Origin of the sequence: Mucilaginibacter sp. KACC 22063 (assembly GCF_028736115.1) — a bacterium.
GTDB lineage: Bacteria > Bacteroidota > Bacteroidia > Sphingobacteriales > Sphingobacteriaceae > Mucilaginibacter.
The window spans coordinates 1,246,808-1,270,453 of sequence record NZ_CP117877.1; the positions used below are offsets into that span (position 1 = coordinate 1,246,808).

General features: G+C 43.0%; 23 protein-coding genes and 1 tRNA gene. 6 read left to right on the top strand and 18 right to left on the bottom strand.

The genetic code is table 11. From position 1 onward, the window contains the following. Nucleotides 1-271 precede the first annotated feature (271 nt). The 17 genes from ilvA to PQ461_RS05615 all read right to left on the bottom strand — a co-directional run bounded on the left by ilvA (nucleotide 272) and on the right by PQ461_RS05615 (nucleotide 17,778). The gene (gene ilvA, locus PQ461_RS05535; RefSeq protein ID WP_274302369.1) at nucleotides 272-1,522 is read right to left on the bottom strand and encodes a threonine ammonia-lyase IlvA; all 1,251 of its coding nucleotides are present in this window, start codon (nucleotides 1,520-1,522) and stop codon (nucleotides 272-274) included. Beyond that, entirely contained in the window at nucleotides 1,522-2,694 is a 1,173-nt protein-coding gene (locus PQ461_RS05540) for a 2-isopropylmalate synthase (RefSeq protein WP_274302370.1), read from the bottom strand. The genes ilvA and PQ461_RS05540 overlap by 1 nt, the downstream gene beginning before the upstream one ends. A 125-nt stretch (nucleotides 2,695-2,819) precedes the next feature. After that, the gene (locus tag PQ461_RS05545; protein ID WP_274302371.1) at nucleotides 2,820-3,575 is read right to left on the bottom strand and encodes a class I SAM-dependent methyltransferase; all 756 of its coding nucleotides are present in this window, start codon (nucleotides 3,573-3,575) and stop codon (nucleotides 2,820-2,822) included. A 74-nt stretch (nucleotides 3,576-3,649) separates the two neighbouring features. After that, a complete protein-coding gene (gene leuB / locus PQ461_RS05550; protein WP_274302372.1) occupies nucleotides 3,650-4,720 on the bottom strand; it encodes a 3-isopropylmalate dehydrogenase in 1,071 nt (356 codons plus the stop codon). Between the two features lie 68 nt (nucleotides 4,721-4,788). Further along, the gene (locus tag PQ461_RS05555; RefSeq protein ID WP_274302373.1) at nucleotides 4,789-5,574 is read right to left on the bottom strand and encodes a methyltransferase domain-containing protein; all 786 of its coding nucleotides are present in this window, start codon (nucleotides 5,572-5,574) and stop codon (nucleotides 4,789-4,791) included. A gap of 61 nt (nucleotides 5,575-5,635) precedes the next feature. After that, entirely contained in the window at nucleotides 5,636-6,226 is a 591-nt protein-coding gene (gene leuD, locus PQ461_RS05560) for a 3-isopropylmalate dehydratase small subunit (protein ID WP_274302374.1), read from the bottom strand. Nucleotides 6,227-6,238: 12 nt separating this feature from the next. Continuing rightward, nucleotides 6,239-6,646 carry a GxxExxY protein gene (locus tag PQ461_RS05565; protein ID WP_274302375.1) on the bottom strand — a complete coding sequence of 136 codons (408 nt, stop codon included), beginning with the start codon at nucleotides 6,644-6,646 and terminating at the stop codon, nucleotides 6,239-6,241. Between the two features lie 38 nt (nucleotides 6,647-6,684). Further along, nucleotides 6,685-8,100, bottom strand: coding sequence for a 3-isopropylmalate dehydratase large subunit (leuC, locus tag PQ461_RS05570; protein WP_274302376.1), 1,416 nt, complete (start codon nucleotides 8,098-8,100; stop codon nucleotides 6,685-6,687). Nucleotides 8,101-8,209: 109 nt separating this feature from the next. Then, nucleotides 8,210-9,274, bottom strand: a complete 1,065-nt coding sequence (gene ilvC / locus PQ461_RS05575; protein WP_274302377.1) for a ketol-acid reductoisomerase — start codon at nucleotides 9,272-9,274, stop codon at nucleotides 8,210-8,212. Nucleotides 9,275-9,295: 21 nt separating this feature from the next. After that, nucleotides 9,296-9,670, bottom strand: coding sequence for a glyoxalase superfamily protein (locus PQ461_RS05580; protein ID WP_274302378.1), 375 nt, complete (start codon nucleotides 9,668-9,670; stop codon nucleotides 9,296-9,298). Between the two features lies 1 nt (nucleotide 9,671). After that, a complete protein-coding gene (gene ilvN, locus PQ461_RS05585) occupies nucleotides 9,672-10,262 on the bottom strand; it encodes an acetolactate synthase small subunit (RefSeq protein ID WP_274302379.1) in 591 nt (196 codons plus the stop codon). A 50-nt stretch (nucleotides 10,263-10,312) separates the two neighbouring features. Next, nucleotides 10,313-12,061 carry a biosynthetic-type acetolactate synthase large subunit gene (ilvB, locus tag PQ461_RS05590; protein ID WP_274302380.1) on the bottom strand — a complete coding sequence of 583 codons (1,749 nt, stop codon included), beginning with the start codon at nucleotides 12,059-12,061 and terminating at the stop codon, nucleotides 10,313-10,315. Between the two features lie 89 nt (nucleotides 12,062-12,150). Then, nucleotides 12,151-13,860: a dihydroxy-acid dehydratase gene (ilvD, locus tag PQ461_RS05595; RefSeq protein WP_274302381.1), complete on the bottom strand. Its 1,710-nt coding sequence runs from the start codon at nucleotides 13,858-13,860 to the stop codon at nucleotides 12,151-12,153. 335 nt (nucleotides 13,861-14,195) lie between these two features. Then, complete coding sequence (locus tag PQ461_RS05600; protein WP_274302382.1) at nucleotides 14,196-14,576, bottom strand: VOC family protein; 381 nt, start codon at nucleotides 14,574-14,576, stop codon at nucleotides 14,196-14,198. Nucleotides 14,577-14,705: 129 nt separating this feature from the next. Then, nucleotides 14,706-14,960 carry an ATP synthase F1 subunit epsilon gene (gene atpC / locus PQ461_RS05605; protein WP_274302383.1) on the bottom strand — a complete coding sequence of 85 codons (255 nt, stop codon included), beginning with the start codon at nucleotides 14,958-14,960 and terminating at the stop codon, nucleotides 14,706-14,708. A gap of 157 nt (nucleotides 14,961-15,117) precedes the next feature. Next, nucleotides 15,118-16,623 (bottom strand): F0F1 ATP synthase subunit beta, encoded by a 1,506-nt coding sequence (gene atpD, locus PQ461_RS05610; protein ID WP_274302384.1) that lies wholly within the window; start codon nucleotides 16,621-16,623, stop codon nucleotides 15,118-15,120. 171 nt (nucleotides 16,624-16,794) lie between these two features. Continuing rightward, entirely contained in the window at nucleotides 16,795-17,778 is a 984-nt protein-coding gene (locus PQ461_RS05615; protein WP_274302385.1) for an NAD(P)H-quinone oxidoreductase, read from the bottom strand. Nucleotides 17,779-17,896: 118 nt separating this feature from the next. On the opposite strand from PQ461_RS05615, the gene PQ461_RS05620 reads away from it, so the two are divergent. The 4 genes from PQ461_RS05620 (at nucleotide 17,897) to obgE (ending at nucleotide 20,380) form a co-directional block, all read left to right on the top strand. Continuing rightward, nucleotides 17,897-18,358, top strand: coding sequence for a redoxin domain-containing protein (locus PQ461_RS05620; protein ID WP_274302386.1), 462 nt, complete (start codon nucleotides 17,897-17,899; stop codon nucleotides 18,356-18,358). Nucleotides 18,359-18,456: 98 nt separating this feature from the next. After that, nucleotides 18,457-18,530 (top strand) — tRNA-Arg (locus tag PQ461_RS05625). Between the two features lie 61 nt (nucleotides 18,531-18,591). Next, entirely contained in the window at nucleotides 18,592-19,164 is a 573-nt protein-coding gene (locus tag PQ461_RS05630; RefSeq protein ID WP_274302387.1) for an adenylate kinase, read from the top strand. 211 nt (nucleotides 19,165-19,375) lie between these two features. Then, on the top strand, nucleotides 19,376-20,380 hold the full coding sequence (gene obgE / locus PQ461_RS05635; protein ID WP_274302388.1) for a GTPase ObgE: 1,005 nt from the start codon (nucleotides 19,376-19,378) through the stop codon (nucleotides 20,378-20,380). Here the strand turns inward: obgE and PQ461_RS05640 are convergent. Then, complete coding sequence (locus PQ461_RS05640) at nucleotides 20,364-21,944, bottom strand: hypothetical protein (protein WP_274302389.1); 1,581 nt, start codon at nucleotides 21,942-21,944, stop codon at nucleotides 20,364-20,366. The two genes, obgE and PQ461_RS05640, sit on opposite strands and share 17 nt — an antisense overlap. A 122-nt stretch (nucleotides 21,945-22,066) precedes the next feature. Here PQ461_RS05640 and gap point away from each other — a divergent pair, with 122 nt between their 5' ends. Further along, a complete protein-coding gene (gap, locus tag PQ461_RS05645) occupies nucleotides 22,067-23,083 on the top strand; it encodes a type I glyceraldehyde-3-phosphate dehydrogenase (protein WP_274302390.1) in 1,017 nt (338 codons plus the stop codon). A 26-nt stretch (nucleotides 23,084-23,109) separates the two neighbouring features. Beyond that, entirely contained in the window at nucleotides 23,110-23,544 is a 435-nt protein-coding gene (locus PQ461_RS05650) for a GNAT family N-acetyltransferase (RefSeq protein WP_274302391.1), read from the top strand. The last annotated feature ends 102 nt before the right edge of the window (nucleotides 23,545-23,646 follow it).

The following is a 23,646-nucleotide window of genomic DNA, read 5'->3' on the forward strand; positions in this document are numbered from 1 at the left end:
CATGACAAACTACTTATTTATAATGTTATCCTGTCCACGGGACTCCTTCGGAGAACTTGTTTCAGGATCCACAGGACAAGAAATGCAATACTTATGAGATGCCGAAACAAGTTCGGCATGACAGCTTATTATAATCATTATTCAAAAAGGATTGTCATCCTGAGTTTATCGAAGGATACAGAGTAGGCCTATCAAAAGCATTCTTCGACGGGTTCAGCATGACAAGCTAATATTCGGCATGACAGATCACTCTTAATTCTTGTTTCTATCCTTAAACCAGGTACTCAAACAAAGTCTGATCGCGGTTTACCTCGATCACATCAAAGCGGTAATCTTCCATGCGCTGTAATAGGGCAGGATAATCATCTGCTGATTTCAACTCGATACCTACCAGTGCAGGGCCACGTTCGCGTTCAGTTTTTTTGATGAATTCAAAACGGGTAATATCATCCTTAGGGCCAAGCACTTCGTTAACAAAAAGCTTTAATGCACCCGGGCGTTGCGGGAAACGGACAATAAAATAGTGTTTTAAACCCTCATACAACAACGACTGTTCTTTGATCTCGCCCATACGGTCGATGTCATTGTTGCCACCGCTGATTACACACACTACCTTTTTTCCTTTTATCTCTTCTTTGCACAAATCAAGCGCTGCTACGGATAAAGCTCCCGCAGGCTCAACTACAATGGCATCTTCGTTGTAAAGTTTCAGGATGGTAGTACATACCTTACCTTCAGGAACCAGCAGCATTTTATCCAGTATTTCACGGCTTAGCTCAAAGGTTAAGGCACCGATGCGTTTTACCGCCGCACCATCAACAAAACGGTTGATGCTTGCCAGTGTTACAGGCTCTTCGGCTTTAAGCGCCTCAAACATAGACGGCGCACCTTCTGGCTCTACACCGATAACTTTGATATTGGGGTTATGCTGTTTTAAGTATTGTCCTGTACCTGATGCCAGTCCGCCGCCACCTATTGGGACAATAATAGCTTCGATCTCGGGCAGGTCTTCAAAAATTTCGACACCTACAGTTCCTTGGCCTTCAACAATTTTCTCATTGTCGAAAGGAGGAATGAAGGTCATGTTATGTTCGGCTGTATAAGCCAGGGCTTCGCGCAGGCAATCGTCAAATGTGTCGCCAACTAAAACAATCTCAATGTTACCATTGCCAAACATCTGCGTTTGCTTTACCTTTTGCTTCGGTGTAATCTCGGGCATAAATATGACGCCTTTTGTGTCCAGCTTTTTGCAAGAGAAAGCCACACCTTGCGCATGGTTACCCGCACTGGCACAAACCACACCACGGCTTAACTGCTCGGCATTTAGCTGACTGATCATATTGTAAGCACCGCGCAATTTATAAGAGCGTACTACCTGCAGGTCTTCACGTTTCAGGTAAATCTCGCAATCATATTTTTCTGATAGTCCTGCATTATATTCAAGCGGTGTACGCTTTACTATGCCCTTCAGTCGTTCAGCTGCTGATATAAAATCAAGCATATGTTTGGTTTCAGTATCCATTATTCTCTCACTAACTGGCCAACACCAACCATCAGGCCTTTCAGATCTTCATCATTGATGTCGAGTTTCTTATCGGCAAGGGTAAGGAATTTTGAATATGCTTCGGCCAGCTCTTCTTTATTAAGGCTGTAACCTAAACGTTCTAAGTGATATTTCAAAGCATGGCGGCCACTGCGTGCTGTTAAAACAATACTTGCGCTTGGGAAACCAACGTCTTCAGGACGAATAATCTCGTAGTTTTCGCGGTTTTTCAGGAATCCATCCTGGTGAATGCCAGAGCTGTGTGCAAATGCATTTGCGCCAACAATAGCCTTGTTAGGCTGTACCGGCATACGCATCTGCGTGCTTACCATACGGCTAAGCTCATAAAACATCTTGGTATTGATGTTGGTATGCAAGCCAAGATCATAGTGCGTTTTCAGGATCATCACCACTTCTTCAATAGAAGTGTTGCCTGCACGTTCGCCAATACCATTGATGGTGCCTTCTATCTGGCGTGCACCGTTTTGTAAACCGGCTACAGAATTAGCTGTAGCAAGGCCTAAATCGTTATGGCAGTGTACAGAGATAATTGCGTTATCAATGTTTTTAACGTTCTCTTTTAAAAACTTGATCTTAGCACCGTATTGGTGAGGCAGGCAGTATCCGTTTGTATCCGGAATGTTTACGACTGTAGCACCGGCAGCAATTACGGCTTCCACCATTTTTGCAAGGTACTCAATATCGGCACGGCCGGCATCTTCTGCGTAAAACTCAATATCCTCAACAAACTTCTTGGCGTATTTAACCGCTGCAACAGCACGCTCTAAAATTTCTTCGCGGGTACTGTTGAATTTGGTTTTAATGTGCATGTCTGACGCGCCGATACCCGTATGGATACGCGGATGCTTTGCATATTTCAAAGCTTCGGCGGCGGCATCAATATCTTTCTGGTGCGCACGGGTTAATGCACAAATTGTAGGTTCTTTTACAGCTTTGGCAATTTCAACAACACTTTGAAAATCGCCAGGGCTTGATGCCGGGAATCCAGCCTCGATAACGTCTATGCCCAGCAATTCCAGCTCGCGGGCAATCTCTATCTTCTCTGGCGTAGTTAACTGGCAGCCTGGTACTTGTTCACCATCGCGCAGGGTGGTATCAAATACGTAAACGCGGTTGGGATCGTGTAGCATAGTTTTCTTTTTTTAGTATCGAGTATCAGGTAATGAGTAAATGGATTACTCGCTTACCGTTAGTTAGTTTTAATTTTATTGTGCAATGGTATCAAACAGTCTTGCTACTTGATACCAGATTCTTGTTACTCACGTACAGCTATAAATCTTAATCTCTTATAATCGGCATACCACTGGCCGTTTTCTTCGTAATCGGGACGAAGGATTTCGGTTATTTCTGCCAGCATATGTTTTTTGTCGTTATCTGGGATGCCTTCAAAGTAAACCGAACCAAACATTTCAATCCATTTACTTACGCCCTGATCGCCATCCTGCAAAGGCGTTTTGCGATCAAAGTGAGAAGCAAATACTACCCGGAAACCATGGCTTTCTAACCGACTGGCATATTCGCCAAGTGACGGAAAATACCACTGACTGATGGTAGCCCTTTCGTGGTAGCCATATTTCTCAAGTATTGCTTTTGTTGCTGCAATCAGTTTTTGTACGTTGCCTTTTCCACCCATTTCAGCAACAAAGCGACCGCCGGTTTTAAGGCTGTTATAAACCGACTGCATCATGCCATCCTGGTTTTTTACCCAGTGCAAGGCAGCATTGCTGAAAACTGCATCAAAAGGTTCATCAAAATGGAAATCGCCCGCATCTGCAACCGCAAACTTAATTTCAGGGAATAGCTTCTGCGCCTGTGCAATCATTTCAGGCGAATAATCTGTGCCGATTACATCAGCACCCTGATTTTTAATTTGCTGAGTAAGGTAGCCGGTACCGCAACCCACATCGTGAATGCGTTCGCCGGGTTTTACATCAAGCAATTCAACTACGTTTTCGCCAAATTGATAAACGAAAGCGTGTTTTTGGTCGTACAGATCAGCGTTCCAGTTCATATAATCAGTTTTCTGTTGTCAGTTGCCTGTTTCCAGACTTTAAACTTTCAACTTTATACATTCGACTCTTTTTACTATAAGTATTCCAGCACTTTTTGCCCCATGGCTTTGGTGCCTAATATTTTTGTTTTGTCGGTATTTGCATCGGCAATATCGCCTGTGCGGTAACCTTCTTTCAAAGCTTTATCAATAGCATCAGTTATTTTCTTGGCTTCTTCTTTTAAGCCAAAGCTTATTTCCAGCATAAGTGCAACTGACAGTATAGATGCAAGCGGGTTAGCTTTATCCTGACCGGCAATATCATGCGCCGAACCATGAATAGGCTCGAAGAAACCGGTGCCGTCACCTACAGAAGCAGATGCCAGCATACCCATTGAACCTGCAATCTGCGATGCCTCATCGGTAAGGATGTCGCCAAACAGGTTGGCCGTAAGCACCACATCAAACTTTTTAGGATTTTTAACCAGCTGCATGGCCGCATTGTCAATAAACATATGTTCGGTCTCTACATCCGGGTATTGCTTAGCCAGTTCCTGCACTACTTCGCGCCACAGGCGTGAAGCTTCAAGTACGTTGGCTTTATCTACAGAGCACAAGCGTTTGTTACGTGCGCGGGCAGCTTCAAAAGCTTTCGTAGCGATGCGCTCCACTTCGTAACGGTGATAGATCATCAGATCCGAAGCCGTGTTTCTGTCTTCGCTGCGTTTTTTCTCACCGAAATAAACATCGCCGGTTAATTCTCGGAAGAAAAGGATATCCGTACCACGCAATACTTCAGGCTTTAAGCTCGATGCATCAAGCAGTTCATCAAAAAGCATAATAGGGCGCAGGTTGGCATATAAGCCAAGTTCCTTACGGATCTTTAGTAACCCTTGCTCCGGACGAACTTTTGCAGAAGGATCATTATCATATTTGATATGGCCAATAGCACCAAATAATATGGCATCGCTGGCTTTTGCTTTTTCAAGTGTTTCGTCGGGCAGCGGATTACCTGTAGCTTCAATTGCCGCGTGGCCCATCAGTGCTTCATCGAACGTAAATTCGTGACCGTATTGTTCAGCAATTTTCTCTAAAACAGCTTTGCCCCAGGTTGTCACCTCGGGCCCAATACCATCACCTGGAATTACTAAAATGTGTTTTTTCATATTAAAGTTGTCTGCTGTCTGTTGCGTGTTGTCAGTTAAACAGGTCGCTGACATAGCAACATAAACAGTTAATTTTTCCCTCTTATTTCATTAAGTTTCATCACCATTCGCTTGGCATCGGTAGCAACCCAGTGGTTATATTCTTTAATGGCTTGCAGCCTGTCTGCTTCGCTGATGTATCCTTCTTCCACAATCTGGTCCATAGCGGCTACTTTACTCCAGATACTGATCTTATGCTCAAAATCAGGCTGCCCTTTTTCATATACTTCATCGGCATTCAGCACTTCGATGTTTTGGAAACCCAGCATTTTTAAAAAGTCTGCGGCCTCTTCAGCAATTTCATTGCTCATGCCTGCATCAGATCGCCATCTTAAAAAAGAAGCATAGAACCTTCGCATCATAAGCGGTGGTTCCGGAAGCCATTCCAATGCAGTGTGGTCATAATCTAAAACAGATAACCAGCCCCCCGGCTTTAGCATATTTTTCATTTTGGCTATAGCTTCCTGCGGATTGCTTAGCCATTGAATGGTACGTGCCGAAACGATCAGATCAAACTTCACCTCTGTTTCAAAATCAAACAGATCGGTATTGATCAGTTCCAGATTTTCGATATCCCTATAAGTTTCTTTACCACTTTCAATAAAGTGCCCGGTATTATCAATGCCGGTAACGTGTCCTTTCGACCCAACTACATTTGCAATATCTTTTGAGATAGCGCCTGTTCCACAACCTACATCCAAGACTTTAAGTCCAGGTTTTAACAAAGACAAAAGCGTTGCGTAATCTCTTTTCAGACTACGTTCATCAAACAATTTACTTGTTGATGGGTCGCGTTTAATTTCTTTGTTTATCATTGTACGTCATTGTTTGTATCCAGTTATTACGTAACACGGAAACTGAATACCTGTAACTGCTTTATCTCTTACTTTCAAATTCTTCTACCAGTTCCTTATTGCTCAGGATATAGTCGATATCATCATAACCGTTAATAAGGCAAGCCTTTTTGTAAGGATTGATTTCAAAACTTTCCTGTTCGCCTGTTGCGGCTATCTTGATAAACTGGTTTTCCAGGTCGATTTCAATCTTAGCCTGATGGTCTGCATAAATGGCATCAAATATTTTAGCTAAGAACTCGTCGCTTACCTGTACAGGCAAAAGGCCATTGTTTAGCGCATTGCCTTTAAAAATATCTGCAAAAAAACTGCTTACTACAGCATCAAACCCATAATCGGATATGGCCCAGGCTGCATGCTCGCGACTGCTTCCACAACCGAAGTTTTTACCAGCAACCAGAATCTTGCCTTCGTAAGTAGGGTGATTAAGTACGAAATCTTCTTTCGGATTATCGTTCTCATCAAAGCGCCAGTCGCGGAACAGGTTATTGCCAAAACCTTCGCGGGTAGTGGCCTTTAAAAACCTTGCCGGGATGATCTGGTCTGTATCTATATTTTCAATCGGCAATGGTACCGCCGGTGATTGAATGTGTTTAAAAATTTTTGTCGCCATCTGAATCAGAATTTACTGAATTTGAGAATTAACAAGATTCGATTTGTCTTGCATTCTCGGATTGAATATTAATTTGTATTGCAGGCTTTGACTGCCAAAGTTTATTAATAGTCCAAGCGGAAAGTTGTAAGCCACAGTATAATTTTTAGCTTGAGCTAAATGCACATCTTCTAAATTTATTAGAGCTTTCAACTCAAGTACTAATTTTTCCTCTACTATAAAATCGGCTCGCCTGCTTCCAACCTCAATGTCCTTGTAAAATATAGGATGTTCCTTTTCGCGAATAAAATTTACACCTGCCTCTGCAAGTTCGATAGCTAAACAACGTTGATAGATTACTTCCTGAAAGCCATTACCAAGTGTATTATGCACTTTCATGGCACATCCTATAATCTTATATGTTAGCTCATCTTTCTGCATTGCATTCTGTAGGTTCTAAAATTTTGTTAATTCTGATCTCAGACCAACTCCGCTTCAGCCAGCAACTCCCTTACATCTACAATTTTTCCTGCTACCGCTGCTGCTGCTGCGGTAAGCGGACTTGCCAGAATAGTACGCGAATTAGGTCCCTGACGGCCTTCAAAGTTTCTGTTTGAGGTTGATACACAGTACTTACCTGCGGGGATCTTGTCCTCATTCATACCTAAGCAGGCGCTGCAACCCGGTTCGCGTAGCGGGAACCCTGCTGCTTCAAAAACTTTATCCAGTCCTTCGGCAATGGCTTGTTCCTGCACTTGTTTTGAACCCGGAACTAACCATACAGTAACGTTGTCTGCCTTATGCTTGCCTTTCAGAAAAGCAGCAACTTCTCGCAAATCCTCAATTCGGGAGTTAGTACAGCTACCGATGAAAACGTAATCTATCGGTTTGCCAATTAATGATTCATCATCATGCAAGCCCATATAATTTAGTGCCTTTGTATATGATGCCTGCTCAGTCGGGTCAACGTCAACAGTATTTGGCACATGCTGCGTTACACCAATGCCCATACCCGGATTTGTACCGTAAGTGATCATTGGTTCGATATCTTCGGCATTAAAACTTAGTACATGGTCAAACTGCGCATCTTCATCAGAATACAAAGTCTGCCAGTATGCTACTGCTTTATCCCATTCTTCACCTTTAGGCGCAAACTCGCGGCCTTTAACATAATTGATGGTGGTTTCGTCCGGAGCAATTAAGCCGCAACGTGCCCCCATCTCTATACTCATGTTACAGATGGTCATGCGACCTTCCATGCTTAATGAGCGGATGGTATCGCCTGCATACTCAACTGCATAACCGGTACCACCAGCAGCCGAGATCTGCGAAATGATGTAAAGGATAATATCTTTAGCGCCAACGCCTTTTTGAAGCTTACCATTTACTTCAATCTTCATGCGTTTTGGGCGCGATTGCAGTAAACACTGTGTGGCCATCACCTGCTCAACCTGCGAAGTACCGATACCGAATGCAATAGCACCGAATGCACCGTGGGTTGAAGTGTGGCTATCGCCGCAAACATAAGTACAGCCCGGGCGCGTAATGCCTAACTCGGGGCCGATAACGTGGACAATACCCTGATAAGGGTGACCTAATCCGTATAACTCGATGCCAAACTCTTTGCAGTTTTTGGTAAGCATATCTACCTGGTAACGCGAAAGCTCTTCCTTAATAGGTAAGTGCTGGTCCCAGGTAGGCACGTTATGGTCTGCAGTGGCAACTGTTTGTTTTGGCCTGAAAACAGGTAAACCACGTTGGCGCAAGCCATCAAATGCCTGCGGGCTGGTTACCTCATGAATAAAATGGGTATCGATGTATAAAATATCCGGAAACCCTTCCTTGCTGCTCACTACGTGAGCATCCCAAATCTTATCGAATAGTGTCTGTCCCATAACCTCTCCTAAATCCTCTCCTATAGGAGAGGATTTTTTAATAAATATTATTTTTCCTCAAGTTTTAAAAACTCCCTCTCCTGCAGGAGAGGGAAGGGGTGAGGTAATATTAGCTAATGCTTTCTACTGCCTGGTTCTCAGGACGAAGGCTACGTACAGTTTTACCTGCTTGCCATAATTCGCTTTCGCGAAGTTCTTTTAGTTCGGCATTTAGTTTTTCGCGGTAATCTGGCTGGCTGTTTGAATCGATTGAACGTTGAGATTCTTTGCCGGTAGCCACGCTTTCGTAAAGTTCTTCAAACACAGGTTTAGTAGCATCACGGAATTTTTTCCACCAGTCTAAGGCACCGCGTTGTGCTGTGGTAGAGCAGTTTGCATACATCCAGTCCATACCGTTTTCTGCAACTAATGGCATTAATGATTGAGTAAGCTCTTCAACTGTTTCGTTAAATGCTTCTGATGGCGTGTGGCCTTTGCTGCGTAACACTTCGTATTGTGCAGCGAAGATACCCTGGATACAACCCATTAAAGTACCGCGCTCGCCGGTTAAGTCGCTATATACTTCTTTTTTGAAATCAGTTTCGAACAGGTAACCACTACCTACTGCAATACCTAATGCAATAACACGTTCCCATGCTTTGCCTGTAGCATCCTGGAAGATGGCGAAGCTTGAGTTTAAGCCACGGCCTTGTAAAAACATACGGCGTAATGAAGTACCTGAACCTTTTGGAGCAACTAAAAATACGTCAACATCAGCTGGGGGAACGATGCCGGTTTGCTCGTTAAAAGTGATACCAAAGCCGTGAGAGAAGTATAATGCTTTGCCCGGAGTTAAGTGTTTCTTTACCGTAGGCCACAATTCAATTTGTGCGGCATCGCTTAACAGGTAGCAAATGATTGTTCCTTTTTCAAGGGCTTCTTCAATTTCAAAAAGGGTTTCACCAGGTACAAAGCCATCACTAACAGCTTTATCCCATGTTTTTGAATTTTTACGCTGACCAACGATAACGTTAATGCCATTGTCTTTTTGGTTAAGCGCCTGACCCGGACCCTGAACGCCATAGCCGATAACAGCTACGGTTTCGTTACGCAAAACTTCCTGCGCTTTTGATAGTGGAAATTCGTCGCGGGTTACTACGTTCTCTACAGTGCCGCCAAAATTTAATTGTGCCATTTTTATTGGATTTTGTATGTTTTACTTGTTAGTTTTCTTGTATTCGTCAAATATTAACTGGTTGCCAAACGGATCATGAAGCGTTACCGACCATGTGTCATAAAATGTTTCTTCCAATCCCGGCCTGCCATATTTGTAATTCTTGTCAATCAGCATCTGATGAAACTCTTTAACACCGGTGCAGGTAACATGTAAATGAGTTCCTGGAGTGCCATCGCCATGATGCTCGCTTAAGTGCAGCCTTGTGCCATAGCCGGATACCTGTACATATAATGGTGCATTCTCATCAAACCGGTGTTCCCAGTCTATCTTAAATCCAAGCCAATCGATATAAAATTCTTTGGCTTTGGCGTAGTCAAACATTCTGAGGATAGGTGTGATGCTTTGCACTTCCATATTACATGGTAAATACTTTCTGTCCCTGATTTAAATATTCGTTCTCTATTACCTCTTCGCCCGGCTGTTCTTTTTCAAACTCGCGTAGTTTTGAGTTAAAGCCTTCGCTATCTTTTATAATAGCTACACGTGCGCTGCGTACAAACTCTATCAGGCCGAAAGGCTGCAATACCTTAATCAGGTTGTCAGTTTCTTCGCGGTGGCCGGTAGTTTCAAACACGATATAGTCTTTACGGATCACAACCGCACGTGCACCGTTTTCGCGTAGTAAACGCTCAACGCTTGCTTTCTCTGCAATAATATCAGCCGGTACTTTGTAAAGCGCCATTTCTTGCCAGATAACGTCTTCATTGGTATGATAGTATACTTTAAGTACTTCAACCTGCTTTTCAATCTGGCGGCAAAGTTTACGCACCACATCTTCGGTTTCATCTATAACGATGTTAAACCTGTGGATGCCGTGGATTTCTGACGGCGAGGTATTCAGGCTGTCGATATTAATCTTACGGCGGGTAAAGATAATAGCAATTCTATTCAGTAAACCAATCTGGTTTTCGGTATATACGGTGATGTTAAATTCCTTCTTTTCCATTTCCTTTATTTAAGTCCTCCCTTTTTGAGAGGATTTAGGTGGGGCTTCTTTTATTTTAACCTGATTTCGCTTACGCTGCAACCTTGTGGCACCATCGGGAACACATTGTTTTCTTTGGTTACCATAACTTCCAGCAAGAACGAGCCTGGATTGTTAAGCATTTGTTCTAAAGCTTCTTTAAGGTCGCTACGGTCGCTGATGCTTCTGCCGGGTATACCATAGCCTTCGGCTACTTTAACAAAGTCTGGGCTTTGTATATCTACGAACGAATAACGGCGGGAATTAAATAATTCTTGCCACTGGCGTACCATGCCTAAAAACTGGTTGTTCAGGATCATGATTTTAACATCAATGCCGCTTTGCATAATAGTACCCAATTCCTGAATGGTCATTTGCACACCACCATCGCCGATAACAGCTACAACGGTACGGTCTTGTGCGCCAAATTTTGCGCCGATAGCTGCAGGTAATGCAAAGCCCATAGTACCTAAGCCGCCGCTGGTTACATTGCTGCGGGTTTTATTAAGCTTAGCATAACGGCAGGCCACCATTTGGTGCTGGCCAACGTCGGTTACAATAACTGCATCGCCATTAGTTAGCTGGTTAAGGGTATCGATCACCTCGCCCATAGTCATTTCGCCTTCCTGCGGATGCAGCTCATTGTTGATAACGGCTTCTTCTTCCTGGCGGGTATAATCATTGAAACGCGCTAACCATTCGGTGTGCTGTTTTTGTTCTACAGCTGCCGTAAGTAATGGTAGGGTCTCTTTACAATCGCCCCATACAGGTACGGTTGTTTGTACGTTTTTATCGATTTCCGCCGGGTCAATATCCAGGTGAATTACTTTAGCCTGTTTAGCATATTTATCTAAGCGGCCGGTTACACGATCGTCGAAACGCATACCAATGGCAATTAATACATCGCATTCGTTGGTTAAAACGTTAGGGCCATAATTGCCGTGCATACCCAGCATCCCTACGTTTTGCGGATGGTCTGAAGGAATAGCACCAGCACCCATGATTGTCCATGCAGCAGGGATGCCAGATTTTTCTACAAAGGCTTTAAATTCGTTTTCGGCACTGCCTAATATTACGCCTTGTCCCCAAAGGATAAAAGGCTGTTTAGCATTGTTGATTAATTCTGCAGCCTCTTGTATGTATTGCTGACGAACAATTGGTTTTGGACGATAGCTGCGGATATGATTGCAAGGTGTATAACCTTTATATTCAAATTTCTGAACTTGTGCGTTCTTGGTGATGTCGATTAAAACTGGTCCCGGACGGCCGCTTTTCGCAATATAAAATGCTTTGGCTATCGCTTCAGGGATTTCGTTTGCATCGGTTACCTGGTAGTTCCATTTTGTAATAGGCGTGGTGATGTTGATCACGTCTGTTTCCTGGAAAGCATCGGTCCCTAATAAGTGAGCAAACACCTGTCCTGTGATACACACCAGTGGCGTACTATCGATCTGAGCATCTGCCAAGCCAGTTACAAGGTTTGTAGCACCCGGACCGCTGGTTGCAAATACCACACCTACCTTGCCGGATGTACGGGCATAACCCTGGCCGGCATGGATACCACCCTGTTCGTGGCGGACTAAAATATGATTCAGCTTATCTTTGTAATCAAAGAGCGCATCGTAGACGGGCATAATAGCGCCACCCGGATACCCGAAAATGGTATCGACGCCCTCAGCAATTAATGCCTCCAATAAGGCGGCAGATCCTGTCAATTCAACCGTCGGCTTCTCTTCAGCCGCAGTTGCTGTTTCCTGCTGTGCAAATGCTGTCTCGTTCATATATTAGTTTTTATTGTTCATTGTTGATAGGTCATGGTTCATGGTGCTGGATTTACTATGGTCCATGAACTATAATCTATTAACTAAAATTATTCTCCGTCTGTTACACAGCCTTCTGCTGCTGTTGTTACGCTTTTTGCGTATTTATATAATACGCCTTTTGTTACTCTTAGCTTAGGTTGTACCCATGCTGCTTTACGTGCTGCCAGTTCTTCGTCGCTGATCATTACGTTCATGGTGTTGTTAATGGCATCAATAACAATGATATCATCATCATTCACAAAAGCAATATTACCACCATCAAATGCTTCGGGAGTAATGTGGCCAACCACAAAGCCATGCGTACCACCACTGAAACGGCCATCAGTGATCAATGCCACAGAGCTGCCCAAACCTGCACCGAAAATGGCAGATGTTGGTTTCAGCATTTCAGGCATACCAGGTGCACCCTTAGGGCCTACATTGCGGATCACAACCACATCGCCTTTTTTTACACGGCCTGTTTGTATACCGTGGATCAATTCAAATTCGCCGTCAAATACCCGGGCAGGGCCTTCAAAACGCTCGCCTTCTTTGCCTGTGATTTTGGCTACGCTACCGCCGGTAGCAAGGTTGCCGTATAATATTTGTAAGTGCCCGGTAGCTTTAATCGCTTTTTCAACCGGACGGATGATATCTTGTTTATCAAAGTCAAGTTCAGGAACGTCGGCAAGGTTTTCAGCTAATGTTTTACCGGTAACGGTTAAGCATTCGCCGTGTAACCAGCCCAATTTCAATAAGTATTTCATTACCGCGGGAACACCGCCTACTTTGTGCAGGTCTTCCATCATGTATTTGCCGCTTGGTTTCATGTCGGCCAACAATGGGGTACGGTTGGTTAGTTCCTGGAAATCATCCTGAGTTAAAGGCACGCCTACGCTTTTTGCCATCGCAATTAAGTGCAATACAGCATTGGTTGAACCGCCCATCACCATAATAGTGATAATAGCGTTCTCAAATGCTTTACGCGTCATGATATCAGACGGCTTAATGTCTTTTTCAAGCAGCTTATAAATGTATTTACCTGCTGCGCGGCATTCAGCCTGTTTTTCTTCGCTTAGTGCCGGGTTTGATGATGAATATGGTAAGCTCATGCCCAATGCCTCAATGGCAGCGGCCATGGTGTTAGCGGTATAAATACCACCACAGGCACCTGCGCTTGGACAAGCATTCTTAACAACGCCCATAAAATCAACGTCGTCAATCTGGCCGGCAATTTTTTTACCTAAAGCCTCAAATGCCGAAACAATGTTAAGGTCTTCACCTTTCCAGTGGCCCGGTTTAATGGTACCACCATAAACCATAATAGAAGGGCGGTTAAGTCGGCCCATAGCGATCAATGAGCCGGGCATGTTTTTATCGCAACCCGGAATGGTGATTAAACCATCATAATATTGTGCGCCGCAAACGGCTTCAATAGAGTCTGCAATAATATCACGGCTAACTAATGAGTAGCGCATACCTTCGGTACCGTTGCTCATGCCATCGCTTACACCAATAGTATTAAATATAAGCCCGACAAGGTTTTCGTCCCAAATGCTTTGCTTTATAACCTTAGCAAGGTCGTTAAGGTGCATATTACAGGTATTGCCGTCATAACCCATGCTGGCAACGCCAACTTGGGGCTTTTTCATGTCTTCGTCTGTTAAGCCAATACCATACAGCATAGCCTGTGCTGCCGGTTGGGTAGGGTCGGCGGTTAAGGTTTTGCTGTAGCGGTTCATTTCTACACTGTTTGGGGTATCAGTGGTATTGCTCATATTCCTTTATAAATTTAATCGTACTGGGTTTCTGTATCGGTATTTGTAAGGTAGACAGAGCTGTTTTAAATCGCAATAGAAGAAGAAGAAATTTTAAATTAGAATATAATTTTGCTAAATTAACTTAAAATAGCAAAAGTTTTGTTTTTGATACTTATTTCCGAATATTAATTTGACGTACTTGAACCAAAACATAAATTGGTATTCGGTATGTAAACTATGCATGCATAGTATTCAGGTCGTTTTTCTGCGTAAATTGATGAAAGTCTTGGAAAAATTGAATTAAATGAGAGTAAGACAGACTGATTTTATAAGCCTTATTTTAAGACTTGCATTTACTTCCGCTGTTTGATCTGGAATACGTTGCCTTCCGGATCTTCACCATCGCAAAGCCAATAGGCATAATCATCAAAAGTTTTGATCTCGCGCATGGCCACACCTTTATTAATCAGCTGTTCGCGCACCTGGTTAATATCCTCTTCAATTTCGAAGACAATTTTGGTATTGTTGTCAAACTTAAATGTGCCTTTACTTTCGTCCCAATACTGAGCGCCAATTTTGTGCAAGCCTAAATTGCAATGACCTGCCTGTAACAGCGCCCAGGTAGATTCATATTCTTCAATAATGTGCAGGTTAAAAACATCGGAGTAAAAGGCTCTTAACAGATCTACATTCTGTACGTAAAAGATAATGGTATCTAGGCTGAATTTGAACATATGGGGTATTATATCTGCGACAAAATATTAATTCTGCTGCACTCTGGCAAGGGCTTAGTCCAGAATTAAACCAACAAAAAAGCCTCTCCGTGAAAACGGAGAGGCTTTCAGAATTTTATTTGCGTTTATTTAGCGAGTGGTAATGCCTTCGGCTAAAACCATCACTTTGTTATTCAATACTTCAACAACACCGCCATGTATCATGTAAACTTCTCCTTTGCCACCTGTAGTTGCGCGTACAGTAAGTTTACCATCTTCTAAAGTAGAGATGATAGGCGCGTGGTTGTTCAATATCTCAAAAGACCCCATAGTACCAGGTACAGTAACCGAAACTACTTCGCCTTCAAATACTTTTTTATCGGGTGTAAGGATTTCTAATGTCATTGTTTTTAGAGTCAAGAGCCAAGAATCAAGAATCAAGAACTTGTACTGTACTCAATTTTGATTCTTTGCTCTATTAAACTTATATCTTAAAGTCTGGAATAAAGTGCTTAAAACATTAAAGTCTTGGCTCTTGATTCTTGACTCTGGTTTCTAACTATTAGTTATTAGCTTCAGCTAACAGTTTTTTACCTTTTTCAATAGCGTCTTCGATGCTACCAACAAGGTTGAAAGCAGCTTCAGGATATTGGTCAACTTCGCCGTCCATGATCATGTTGAAACCTTTGATAGTTTCTTTAATGTCAACCAGTACGCCTTTTAAGCCTGTGAACTGCTCTGCCACGTGGAATGGTTGCGACAAGAAACGTTGTACACGGCGTGCACGGTGAACGGTAAGTTTATCTTCTTCAGAAAGCTCGTCCATACCCAAGATGGCGATGATATCCTGAAGTTCTTTGTAACGCTGAAGTATCTCTTTTACGCGCTGAGCAGTGTTATAGTGCTCGTCGCCTAATACAGTTGGGCTAAGGATACGTGAAGTTGAATCCAGAGGGTCAACCGCAGGATAGATACCAAGCTCAGAAATTTTACGTGATAATACGGTAGTTGCATCCAAGTGGGCGAAAGTTGTAGCCGGCGCAGGGTCGGTCAAGTCATCCGCAGGTACGTAAACTGCCTGTACTGAAGTAATTGAACCACGTTTGGTTGAAGTAATACGCTCCTGCATCATACCCATCTCGGTAGCCAGTGTTGGCTGGTAACCTACCGCTGATGGCATACGGCCTAATAGCGCTGATACTTCAGAACCAGCTTGTGTAAAGCGGAAAATGTTATCGATAAAGAAAAGGATGTCACGGCCTTTGCCATCTTCGTCACCATCGCGGAAATATTCAGCAATAGTTAAACCAGAAAGGGCAACACGTGCACGTGCACCTGGCGGCTCGTTCATCTGGCCAAACACGAAGGTTGCTTTAGAGTCTTTTAATACCTCTTTGTTAACCTTGGAAAGGTCCCAGCCACCTTCTTCCATTGAATGTAAAAATTCTTCGCCGTAAGTGATAATGCCAGACTCGATCATCTCACGCAGTAAGTCGTTACCTTCACGGGTACGCTCACCTACACCGGCAAATACTGATAAACCAGAATATGCTTTCGCGATGTTGTTGATCAACTCCTGGATCAATACGGTTTTGCCTACACCGGCACCACCGAACAATCCGATTTTACCACCTTTAGCATAAGGCTCTAAAAGGTCGATTACTTTAATACCGGTGAATAATACTTCAGTTTCGGTAGAAAGGTCTTCAAACCTTGGAGGGTTATTGTGGATAGGGCGACCGTTAGTAGTGTCTAACTGCTCGATGCCATCGATAGCTGCACCTACTACGTTAAATACACGGCCTTTAATATCATCACCGATAGGCATTCTGATCGGCGATTCCAGATCTGTTACCGGCATTCCGCGCAGTAAACCATCAGTAGAATCCATCGCAATGGCACGCACGCGGTCTTCACCTAAGTGCTGTTGTACTTCTAAAACAACTTTTTGACCATTGTCGCGGGTAATCTCTAATGCGTTATAGATTTTGGGAAGATGTGCATCATCGCTAAAGCTTACGTCAACTACCGGACCGATGATCTGTGATATTTTTCCAATGTTTGGCATATATAACCTGGTAATTTAAAAGAATTTAAAACTTTCTGGACATTGTACACATAGCTGCACAATTCAGAGGCGCAAAGTTAAGATTTGTAACGGATTTTTTAAATACTTATGTTAAAGATTTTTAAGCTTAATTTTTAACATTCCGTCCGCAGGCGGATAAGCCTGTTTAAATCACTCAAAACTAAGCATAATTTTACCCATATGCCTGCTGCTTTCCATCAATTCATGCGCCTTGGCTACTTGTTCTGCAGCAAAGGTTTCATAAATAACCGGCTGTATCATACCTGATGCCAGTAGCGGCCAGACATGCTTTTCAAGGTTTTGTGCAATTGCCGCTTTAAAGAAAGTGTCGCGGCTGCGCAGGGTAGAGCCTGTAATTGTTAAACGCTTGCGCATGACCAGCGCAATATCTACCTGCACGGTATTGCCTTTAACAGCGTTGATCTGCACCAGACGGCCTTCTTCGGCAAGGCAGTGCAGGTTATCAGGCGTATAATCGCCGCCGATCATATCTAATATTACATTTACACCCTTACCGTCAGTAAGGTTCATGATTAGTTCTTTAAAGTTGTGCTTATTATAATTGATGGCAGTATCTGCGCCAAGGTTTTCGCAAAAAGCGCATTTTTCGTCAGAGCCTGCCGTTACATAAACTTTGCTGCCCATTGCTTTGGCAATTTGTATGGCTGCTACGCCAATGCCGCTGCTTCCGCCATGTACCAGTAATGATTCGCCGGGTTGTAACTGACCACGGTCAAACACATTGGTCCACACGGTAAAGAAGGTTTCTGGCAAAGATGCAGCTTCTATCATCGAAACATTATCAGGCACGGGCAAACATTGTCCTTCAGGCGCAACGCAGTATTCGGCATATCCGCCACCGCCTACCAGTGCGCAAACTTTATCGCCAACCTGCCAACGGGTAACATTGGCGCCAGCTTCAACAACGGTGCCTGCAATATCCATCCCGGGTATATCTGTGGGTACCCCGGCAGGGGCAGGATAATTTCCCTTTCGTTGAAAAACGTCGGGGCGGTTAACGCCTGCGGCGGCTACTCTAATCAATACCTCGTTAGCGCCGGGCTTGGGCTGCGGGCGATCCTGTACCTGTAATACTTCAGGGCCACCGGGTTGCGTAATTACTACTGCTTTCATAGTAATGATAAACTACATAAGTGGCAGGTAGTTTTAAAGAGATAATGTCAAATAAAAGACAATTGGTTAGTGTAATATTTAAGTTGGAAAATTATTTTTGCTGGAAATTGATACGATTATGTCATTACAAACAGGACAACCAGCCCCACAGTTCACTTTAGTATCTTCAGAACTTAAAGAAGTTTCTTTGTCAGATTTTAAAGGACAAAAAGTGGTGATACATTTTTTTCCGATGGCTTTTACGGGTGTTTGCACCACACAGTTATGTACCATGCGCGATAGCTTTGGTTATTACGAAGGCTTAAACGCACAGATTTTAGGTATCTCTGTCGATTCGCCTTTTACCCTGGCTAAGTTTAAAGAAGAGAATAATTACCAGTTTCCGCTGCTGTCTGATTTCAATAAAACAGTATCCGAAGCGTACGGTGCATTGTATAACGAGTTTGTTTTTGGTTTAAAAGGTGTATCTAAACGTGCAGCTTTTGTAATTGATGAAAACCAGCAAGTAATTTATGCTGAGGTGCTTGAGTCGGCTGGCGACCTGCCAAACTTTGAGGCCATTGCAGAAATTGTAAAGTAATTTTAAAATTTATTAGGAGTGTATAAAAAAGAATCCTATTTTTGCATTCCATTTCAGGGAAGACGCTTTAAAGCATAATCACTGAAAGCACTTGGTTCGGACCTGTAGCTTAATTGGATAGAGCACCTGACTACGGATCAGGAGGTTAGGGGTTCGACTCCCTTCAGGTCCACTTTTAAAATAAAGCCTTTCCGTTTAACTGCAGAAAGGCTTTTTAAATTTAAAATCAAAGCATGCTAAACTTAGTATTGTTTGGTCCTCCCGGAGCGGGCAAGGGAACTCAATCACAAAACATTATCGAAAAATTCGGCCTTATACACCTTTCAACCGGTGATCTGCTCCGAAGCGAAATTGCAAACGGTACTGTACTTGGCCTTGAAGCCAAAAAACTGATGGATCAGGGCTTACTTGTTCCGGATGAGGTGGTGATTGGCATGATCAGCAATAAGCTTGACAGTAACAAGGATGCTAAAGGCTTTATTTTCGACGGTTTTCCGCGTACTGTAGCACAGGCAGAAGCATTAGACGAATTACTTGCCAGCAAGAACTCATCAATTTCAGGCATGATCGCTCTTGAGGTTAACCCTGAAGAGTTAGAGCATCGCCTGTTATTAAGAGGTAAAGATTCTGGCCGTCCGGATGATCAGAACCCTGAAGTTATCCGCAAACGCATTAAAGAATATAACGAGAAAACTGCTGTTGTTGCTGATTTCTATAAAGCGCAGAACAAGTTTACAGCTATAAATGGTATCGGTTCTATCAACGAGATATTCGATGCCATTAGTAAGGTGATAGAAAAATATTAAGTCGGTAAGTTAAGAAGACTGAAAGTCCGTAAATAGGATTTGAGTTATTGACTTATTTGATATTACATTATTGATTAACATTAACTAAGAAGTTCCGGAAAATCCGCTTGTTGGAGTTTTCGGAACTTTATATATTTTAAACACTTTCGGATTTTCCGATTTAAAAATAAGCTTCCGGACTTACGGTATTTCCCCACTTCCGGACCAGTATATGTCTCAAGGTTCAAATTTTGTTGATTATGTAAAAATATGCTGCCGTTCTGGCCATGGCGGTGCTGGTTCTTCGCACCTGCATCGTGATAAGCATACGGCAAAAGGCGGCCCTGATGGCGGCGATGGCGGCCGTGGCGGGCACGTAATAGTTAAGGGTAATGCCCAGCTTTGGACATTGCTTCACTTAAAATACCGCAAGCATATTATTGCCGGTAACGGCGATTCGGGCGGCAGTACCTTAAAAACCGGCAAAACCGGTATGGACGAAATTCTGGAAGTGCCGCTTGGTACCATTGCTAAAAATGCGGAGACCGGCGAAACCATTTTTGAAATTACTCAGGATGGTGAAACCAAAATTTTAACTCCTGGCGGACGCGGTGGTTTAGGTAACTGGCACTTTAAATCGGCTACACAGCAAACACCCCGTTTTGCACAACCCGGCGAACCCGGCCAGGAAGAATGGAATATCCTGGAGCTTAAATTGCTGGCCGATGTAGGCTTGGTTGGTTTCCCTAATGCTGGTAAATCTACTTTGCTTTCTGTGGTATCGGCTGCAAAACCAGAGATTGCTGATTATGCCTTTACTACTATAGTCCCAAATTTGGGTATTGTATCTTATCGAGATAATAAATCGTTCGTGATGGCTGATATCCCGGGAATCATTGAAGGTGCATCAAAAGGTAAGGGCTTAGGCTTCCGTTTCCTGCGCCATATCGAGCGTAACTCGGTATTGTTGTTCATGATTCCGGCTGATACAAACCGTACCTTAAAACAGGAATACGAGATATTGCTGGACGAACTGGAAGAATATAATCCGGAATTAGTACATAAACCACGTGTGCTGGCGATTACCAAATCAGACCTGCTCGACGATGAACTGGTACAGGAAATGAAGCAGGAGTTACCAGCTAATATTCCTTCTATCTTTATCTCATCCATTGCACAAAAAGGCCTTTTAGAATTAAAAGACCTGCTTTGGAAAGAGATCAATCGCGCGGTGTAGACGACGATAGCAAAAAGTAATCGGTACTTAGCTGTTGGTATTTGAAAGCTTTATATCCCGGAAAGCATTTTAATATCATCGCCATCCTTGCACCCCGGTAGCTTGATGGAAGCATAATATGCAACGGCCCTCCAAAGCCTTTATAGGTATAAGCTTCAAAGTCAATTTTCATATTCGGACCAATCGGGTCAATAGTGATTACACGGTTATGTTCAATTTCCAAAGCTAAATCGGGGCTGTTGAAAACGAAGGTGGCATTATGCTCGGTGCTGTCTAAATGCAAGATATCCTGAATAGATTCTTTATCTATAAATTGCTGTGTTAGGCCAGATACAGCGTGTACTCCTTCATTTTTATTTGCACTGTAGCCACTTATCAAGTATCCCAGGCTTTTAAATAAGATAAAAGCCCATACTGCACCAAATACTATTCGAAACGGAAACTTCAACCTGCTCACGAGGTAAATAGCAGCGGGTATAAAGATCAACCCCATCATGCGGAAATGCCTTGCTTCATAAGATATGGCCGACTGCCTGAAGAACGCAAAGCTGAAAAACAATACGCTTACTACATAAAACGAAGCTAACACAACCTGGTAATCAGTATTGGGGATAGTTTTTATTGCTTTAACAATGAGGTAAATACTTGCGGTAGCAGTTAATAATAATATAATGATGGCACCGGTATAGCTGAATACAGGCGTATCATTATGGTAAATAAGTCCGTTAGATAATTCATCTATTGAAAACCCGGAAAGTAATGGTGATGCTAACGGAAAGGTTAATGTTTCCCACACCAACTTGAAATTATTACTGCCTGATGTTGGGTTAGTGCCTTTGGATAAATAAGCTGTGTAAATCCCGATAAGCGATAACACTGCGGGTACGCCCAGCCATATCCCATTAATTATCCATTTGCCAACAGATTTATTATTGCGGGATAGCCTGATCCAAAGTACGAGCAGACCTGCTGCAAACATCCACACAAAAGACGACTTACAGATAAAACCAACCCAGCCGGAAAGAAGAATGAACAGGATCAGTCGCCAGTCGTTTGGTTTATTAAATGATAAGCATCCGTATAAAAACCAGCCGCTAAAAGCAAAAAGCAGCACCTCGCCACCATTATAAAATACGTATGGCAATACATAAAATTGCTGGCAGGCAATAAAGGCAAGGCTTACTACCGATACCATATTGCTAAAACCCGCTTTTCTGAAAAACCGGTATAAGCCTAATAAGCCTATTACTTCACACAAGAATACAGTTACTGCACAAGCCCTGCCTGTATTGATATGTAATATAGTTTTAAAAAAATAAGGCACAAGATACTGTCCCGGCGACCACCAACTTAGAAATTCGCCGTAATTGTGTGCTATATTATCATGGTCTGGATTAATCAGCATGTTAAAGCCACCCCCGCGTTCCATAGAACGCATCACCTGGAAACCCCAGCTCGGATCAGGAAATAAAGCCATTGGGTGCAGGTATACAGCGATACCTGCTATAACCGTCAATAAAATTAACGTGGCAAAAATGATACGTGACAATTGTTTTTCTGGCATAGATGGATGTTTTAAAAAGGGCGAATTTATAATATTTATTTTTAAGGTGCTTTTTGTATTCATACACAGTTGTTAGCTAAATGGGCATATTTATTTAAGTTTGCCTCATATTAAATATCAGAATGAGAATTGCCATAAATGGATTCGGCCGCATTGGGCGCATCTTTTTAAGAAATATATTACAGCGCGAAGGGATAGAAGTAATAGCTATTAACGATATTACAGATACCCAAACCCTGGCGCATTTATTTAAGTATGATTCGGTACACCGGGGGTTTAAAGGTACGGTAACCGCTGATGCCGATAATTTATATATTAACAACAAAACGATAAAAGTTTTGGCTCAACGCGACCCTAAACTTTTACCATGGAAAGATCTGGATATAGATTTGGTTGTTGAGTCGACAGGCAAGTTTGCAACAGCCGAAGGCGGCCAAATGCACCTGGAAGCAGGAGCAAAGCAGGTAATTATATCTGCACCGGCTACCAAAGATGTACCTACTGTGGTTTTAGGTGTAAATGATGACCGTATAGATTTTAATTCGCCGATACTATCAAATGCCTCATGCACTACTAATAATGTAGCTGCTATGGTAAAGGTGCTGGATGATAACTGGGGCGTGAAGGAAGGTTACATTACAACTGTACACTCTATGACCGGCGACCAGAACCTACACGATGCGCCACATAAAGATCTGCGCAGGGCAAGGGCAGCATCGGGGTCAATTATACCCACAACCACAGGAGCGGCAAAGGCCATTACATCCATATTTCCGCATTTGGATGGTATGCTTGGTGGTGCAGGAATACGGGTGCCAGTGTTAAACGGTTCATTAACAGACTTTACCTGCGAGCTGAATAAACCGGCTACCGTAGAAGAAATCAACACTGCGTTTAAAGCTGCATCTGAAGGGGCTATGAAAGATATTTTGGAATATACCGAAGATCCGATTGTGTCGACAGATATTTTAGGCAATCCGCATAGTTGCGTTTTTGATGCGCAGTTAACATCTGTAGTAGGCGGTTTAACCAAGGTTGTGGGTTGGTATGATAATGAAATGGGCTACTCGAGCAGGCTGGCTGATTTGGTTGATCGTATTATTTCTGAGAAACCAGAATCAAGAGACAAGAACCAGTAAAGATAAAAATCTGCTACAGAAATAAAATGGTAAAATTTATAACAAATGATGATGTGCTGCCCATCCGCAATGAGGTGTTGCGCGAGGGGCGTTTAACACTTGACGAATGCCGCTGGCCGGGTGATGATGATTCCGAGTCGTTCCATTTAGGCTACTTTGCAGATGAGCAACTGGTTTGCATCGCATCATTTCATAAAACGGGATATAAGGATTTTCAGGGTATAGGTTATCAATTACGTGGCATGGCAACACTTGCTGCCTATCAAGGTAAAGGCATCGGTAACCAGCTGGTTAATTTTGCCATTACCTACATGCGCGGGCAAAGGGTGAGCTATGTATGGTGCAATGCCCGTAAAAAAGCAGCTAATTTTTATTCGTCATTGGGCTTTGAGATTGTATCTAATGAGTTTGATATCCCCGGTATTGGCCCGCACTATGTGATGTATCTGAAGATACAGTAGTACCTCACCCCAACCCTCTCTAAATGGAGAGGGGGTAACAACTTGTCATTCTGAACGAAGGTGAAGAATCTTTTTCAACAAGTAAATGGTATTATGCAGAAG

Bases quoted from the DNA above. Each gene is read 5' to 3' on its own strand.
- ilvA (WP_274302369.1), bottom strand. From the start codon at position 1,522: ATGGATACTGAAACCAAACATATGCTTGATTTTATATCAGCAGCTGAA.
- PQ461_RS05540 (WP_274302370.1), bottom strand. From the start codon at position 2,694: ATGCTACACGATCCCAACCGCGTTTACGTATTTGATACCACCCTGCGC.
- PQ461_RS05545 (WP_274302371.1), bottom strand. From the start codon at position 3,575: ATGAACTGGAACGCTGATCTGTACGACCAAAAACACGCTTTCGTTTAT.
- leuB (WP_274302372.1), bottom strand. From the start codon at position 4,720: ATGAAAAAACACATTTTAGTAATTCCAGGTGATGGTATTGGGCCCGAG.
- PQ461_RS05555 (WP_274302373.1), bottom strand. From the start codon at position 5,574: ATGATAAACAAAGAAATTAAACGCGACCCATCAACAAGTAAATTGTTT.
- leuD (WP_274302374.1), bottom strand. From the start codon at position 6,226: ATGGCGACAAAAATTTTTAAACACATTCAATCACCGGCGGTACCATTG.
- PQ461_RS05565 (WP_274302375.1), bottom strand. From the start codon at position 6,646: ATGCAGAAAGATGAGCTAACATATAAGATTATAGGATGTGCCATGAAA.
- leuC (WP_274302376.1), bottom strand. From the start codon at position 8,100: ATGGGACAGACACTATTCGATAAGATTTGGGATGCTCACGTAGTGAGC.
- ilvC (WP_274302377.1), bottom strand. From the start codon at position 9,274: ATGGCACAATTAAATTTTGGCGGCACTGTAGAGAACGTAGTAACCCGC.
- PQ461_RS05580 (WP_274302378.1), bottom strand. From the start codon at position 9,670: ATGGAAGTGCAAAGCATCACACCTATCCTCAGAATGTTTGACTACGCC.
- ilvN (WP_274302379.1), bottom strand. From the start codon at position 10,262: ATGGAAAAGAAGGAATTTAACATCACCGTATATACCGAAAACCAGATT.
- ilvB (WP_274302380.1), bottom strand. From the start codon at position 12,061: ATGAACGAGACAGCATTTGCACAGCAGGAAACAGCAACTGCGGCTGAA.
- ilvD (WP_274302381.1), bottom strand. From the start codon at position 13,860: ATGAGCAATACCACTGATACCCCAAACAGTGTAGAAATGAACCGCTAC.
- PQ461_RS05600 (WP_274302382.1), bottom strand. From the start codon at position 14,576: ATGTTCAAATTCAGCCTAGATACCATTATCTTTTACGTACAGAATGTA.
- atpC (WP_274302383.1), bottom strand. From the start codon at position 14,960: ATGACATTAGAAATCCTTACACCCGATAAAAAAGTATTTGAAGGCGAA.
- atpD (WP_274302384.1), bottom strand. From the start codon at position 16,623: ATGCCAAACATTGGAAAAATATCACAGATCATCGGTCCGGTAGTTGAC.
- PQ461_RS05615 (WP_274302385.1), bottom strand. From the start codon at position 17,778: ATGAAAGCAGTAGTAATTACGCAACCCGGTGGCCCTGAAGTATTACAG.
- PQ461_RS05620 (WP_274302386.1), top strand. From the start codon at position 17,897: ATGTCATTACAAACAGGACAACCAGCCCCACAGTTCACTTTAGTATCT.
- PQ461_RS05630 (WP_274302387.1), top strand. From the start codon at position 18,592: ATGCTAAACTTAGTATTGTTTGGTCCTCCCGGAGCGGGCAAGGGAACT.
- obgE (WP_274302388.1), top strand. From the start codon at position 19,376: ATGTCTCAAGGTTCAAATTTTGTTGATTATGTAAAAATATGCTGCCGT.
- PQ461_RS05640 (WP_274302389.1), bottom strand. From the start codon at position 21,944: ATGCCAGAAAAACAATTGTCACGTATCATTTTTGCCACGTTAATTTTA.
- gap (WP_274302390.1), top strand. From the start codon at position 22,067: ATGAGAATTGCCATAAATGGATTCGGCCGCATTGGGCGCATCTTTTTA.
- PQ461_RS05650 (WP_274302391.1), top strand. From the start codon at position 23,110: ATGGTAAAATTTATAACAAATGATGATGTGCTGCCCATCCGCAATGAG.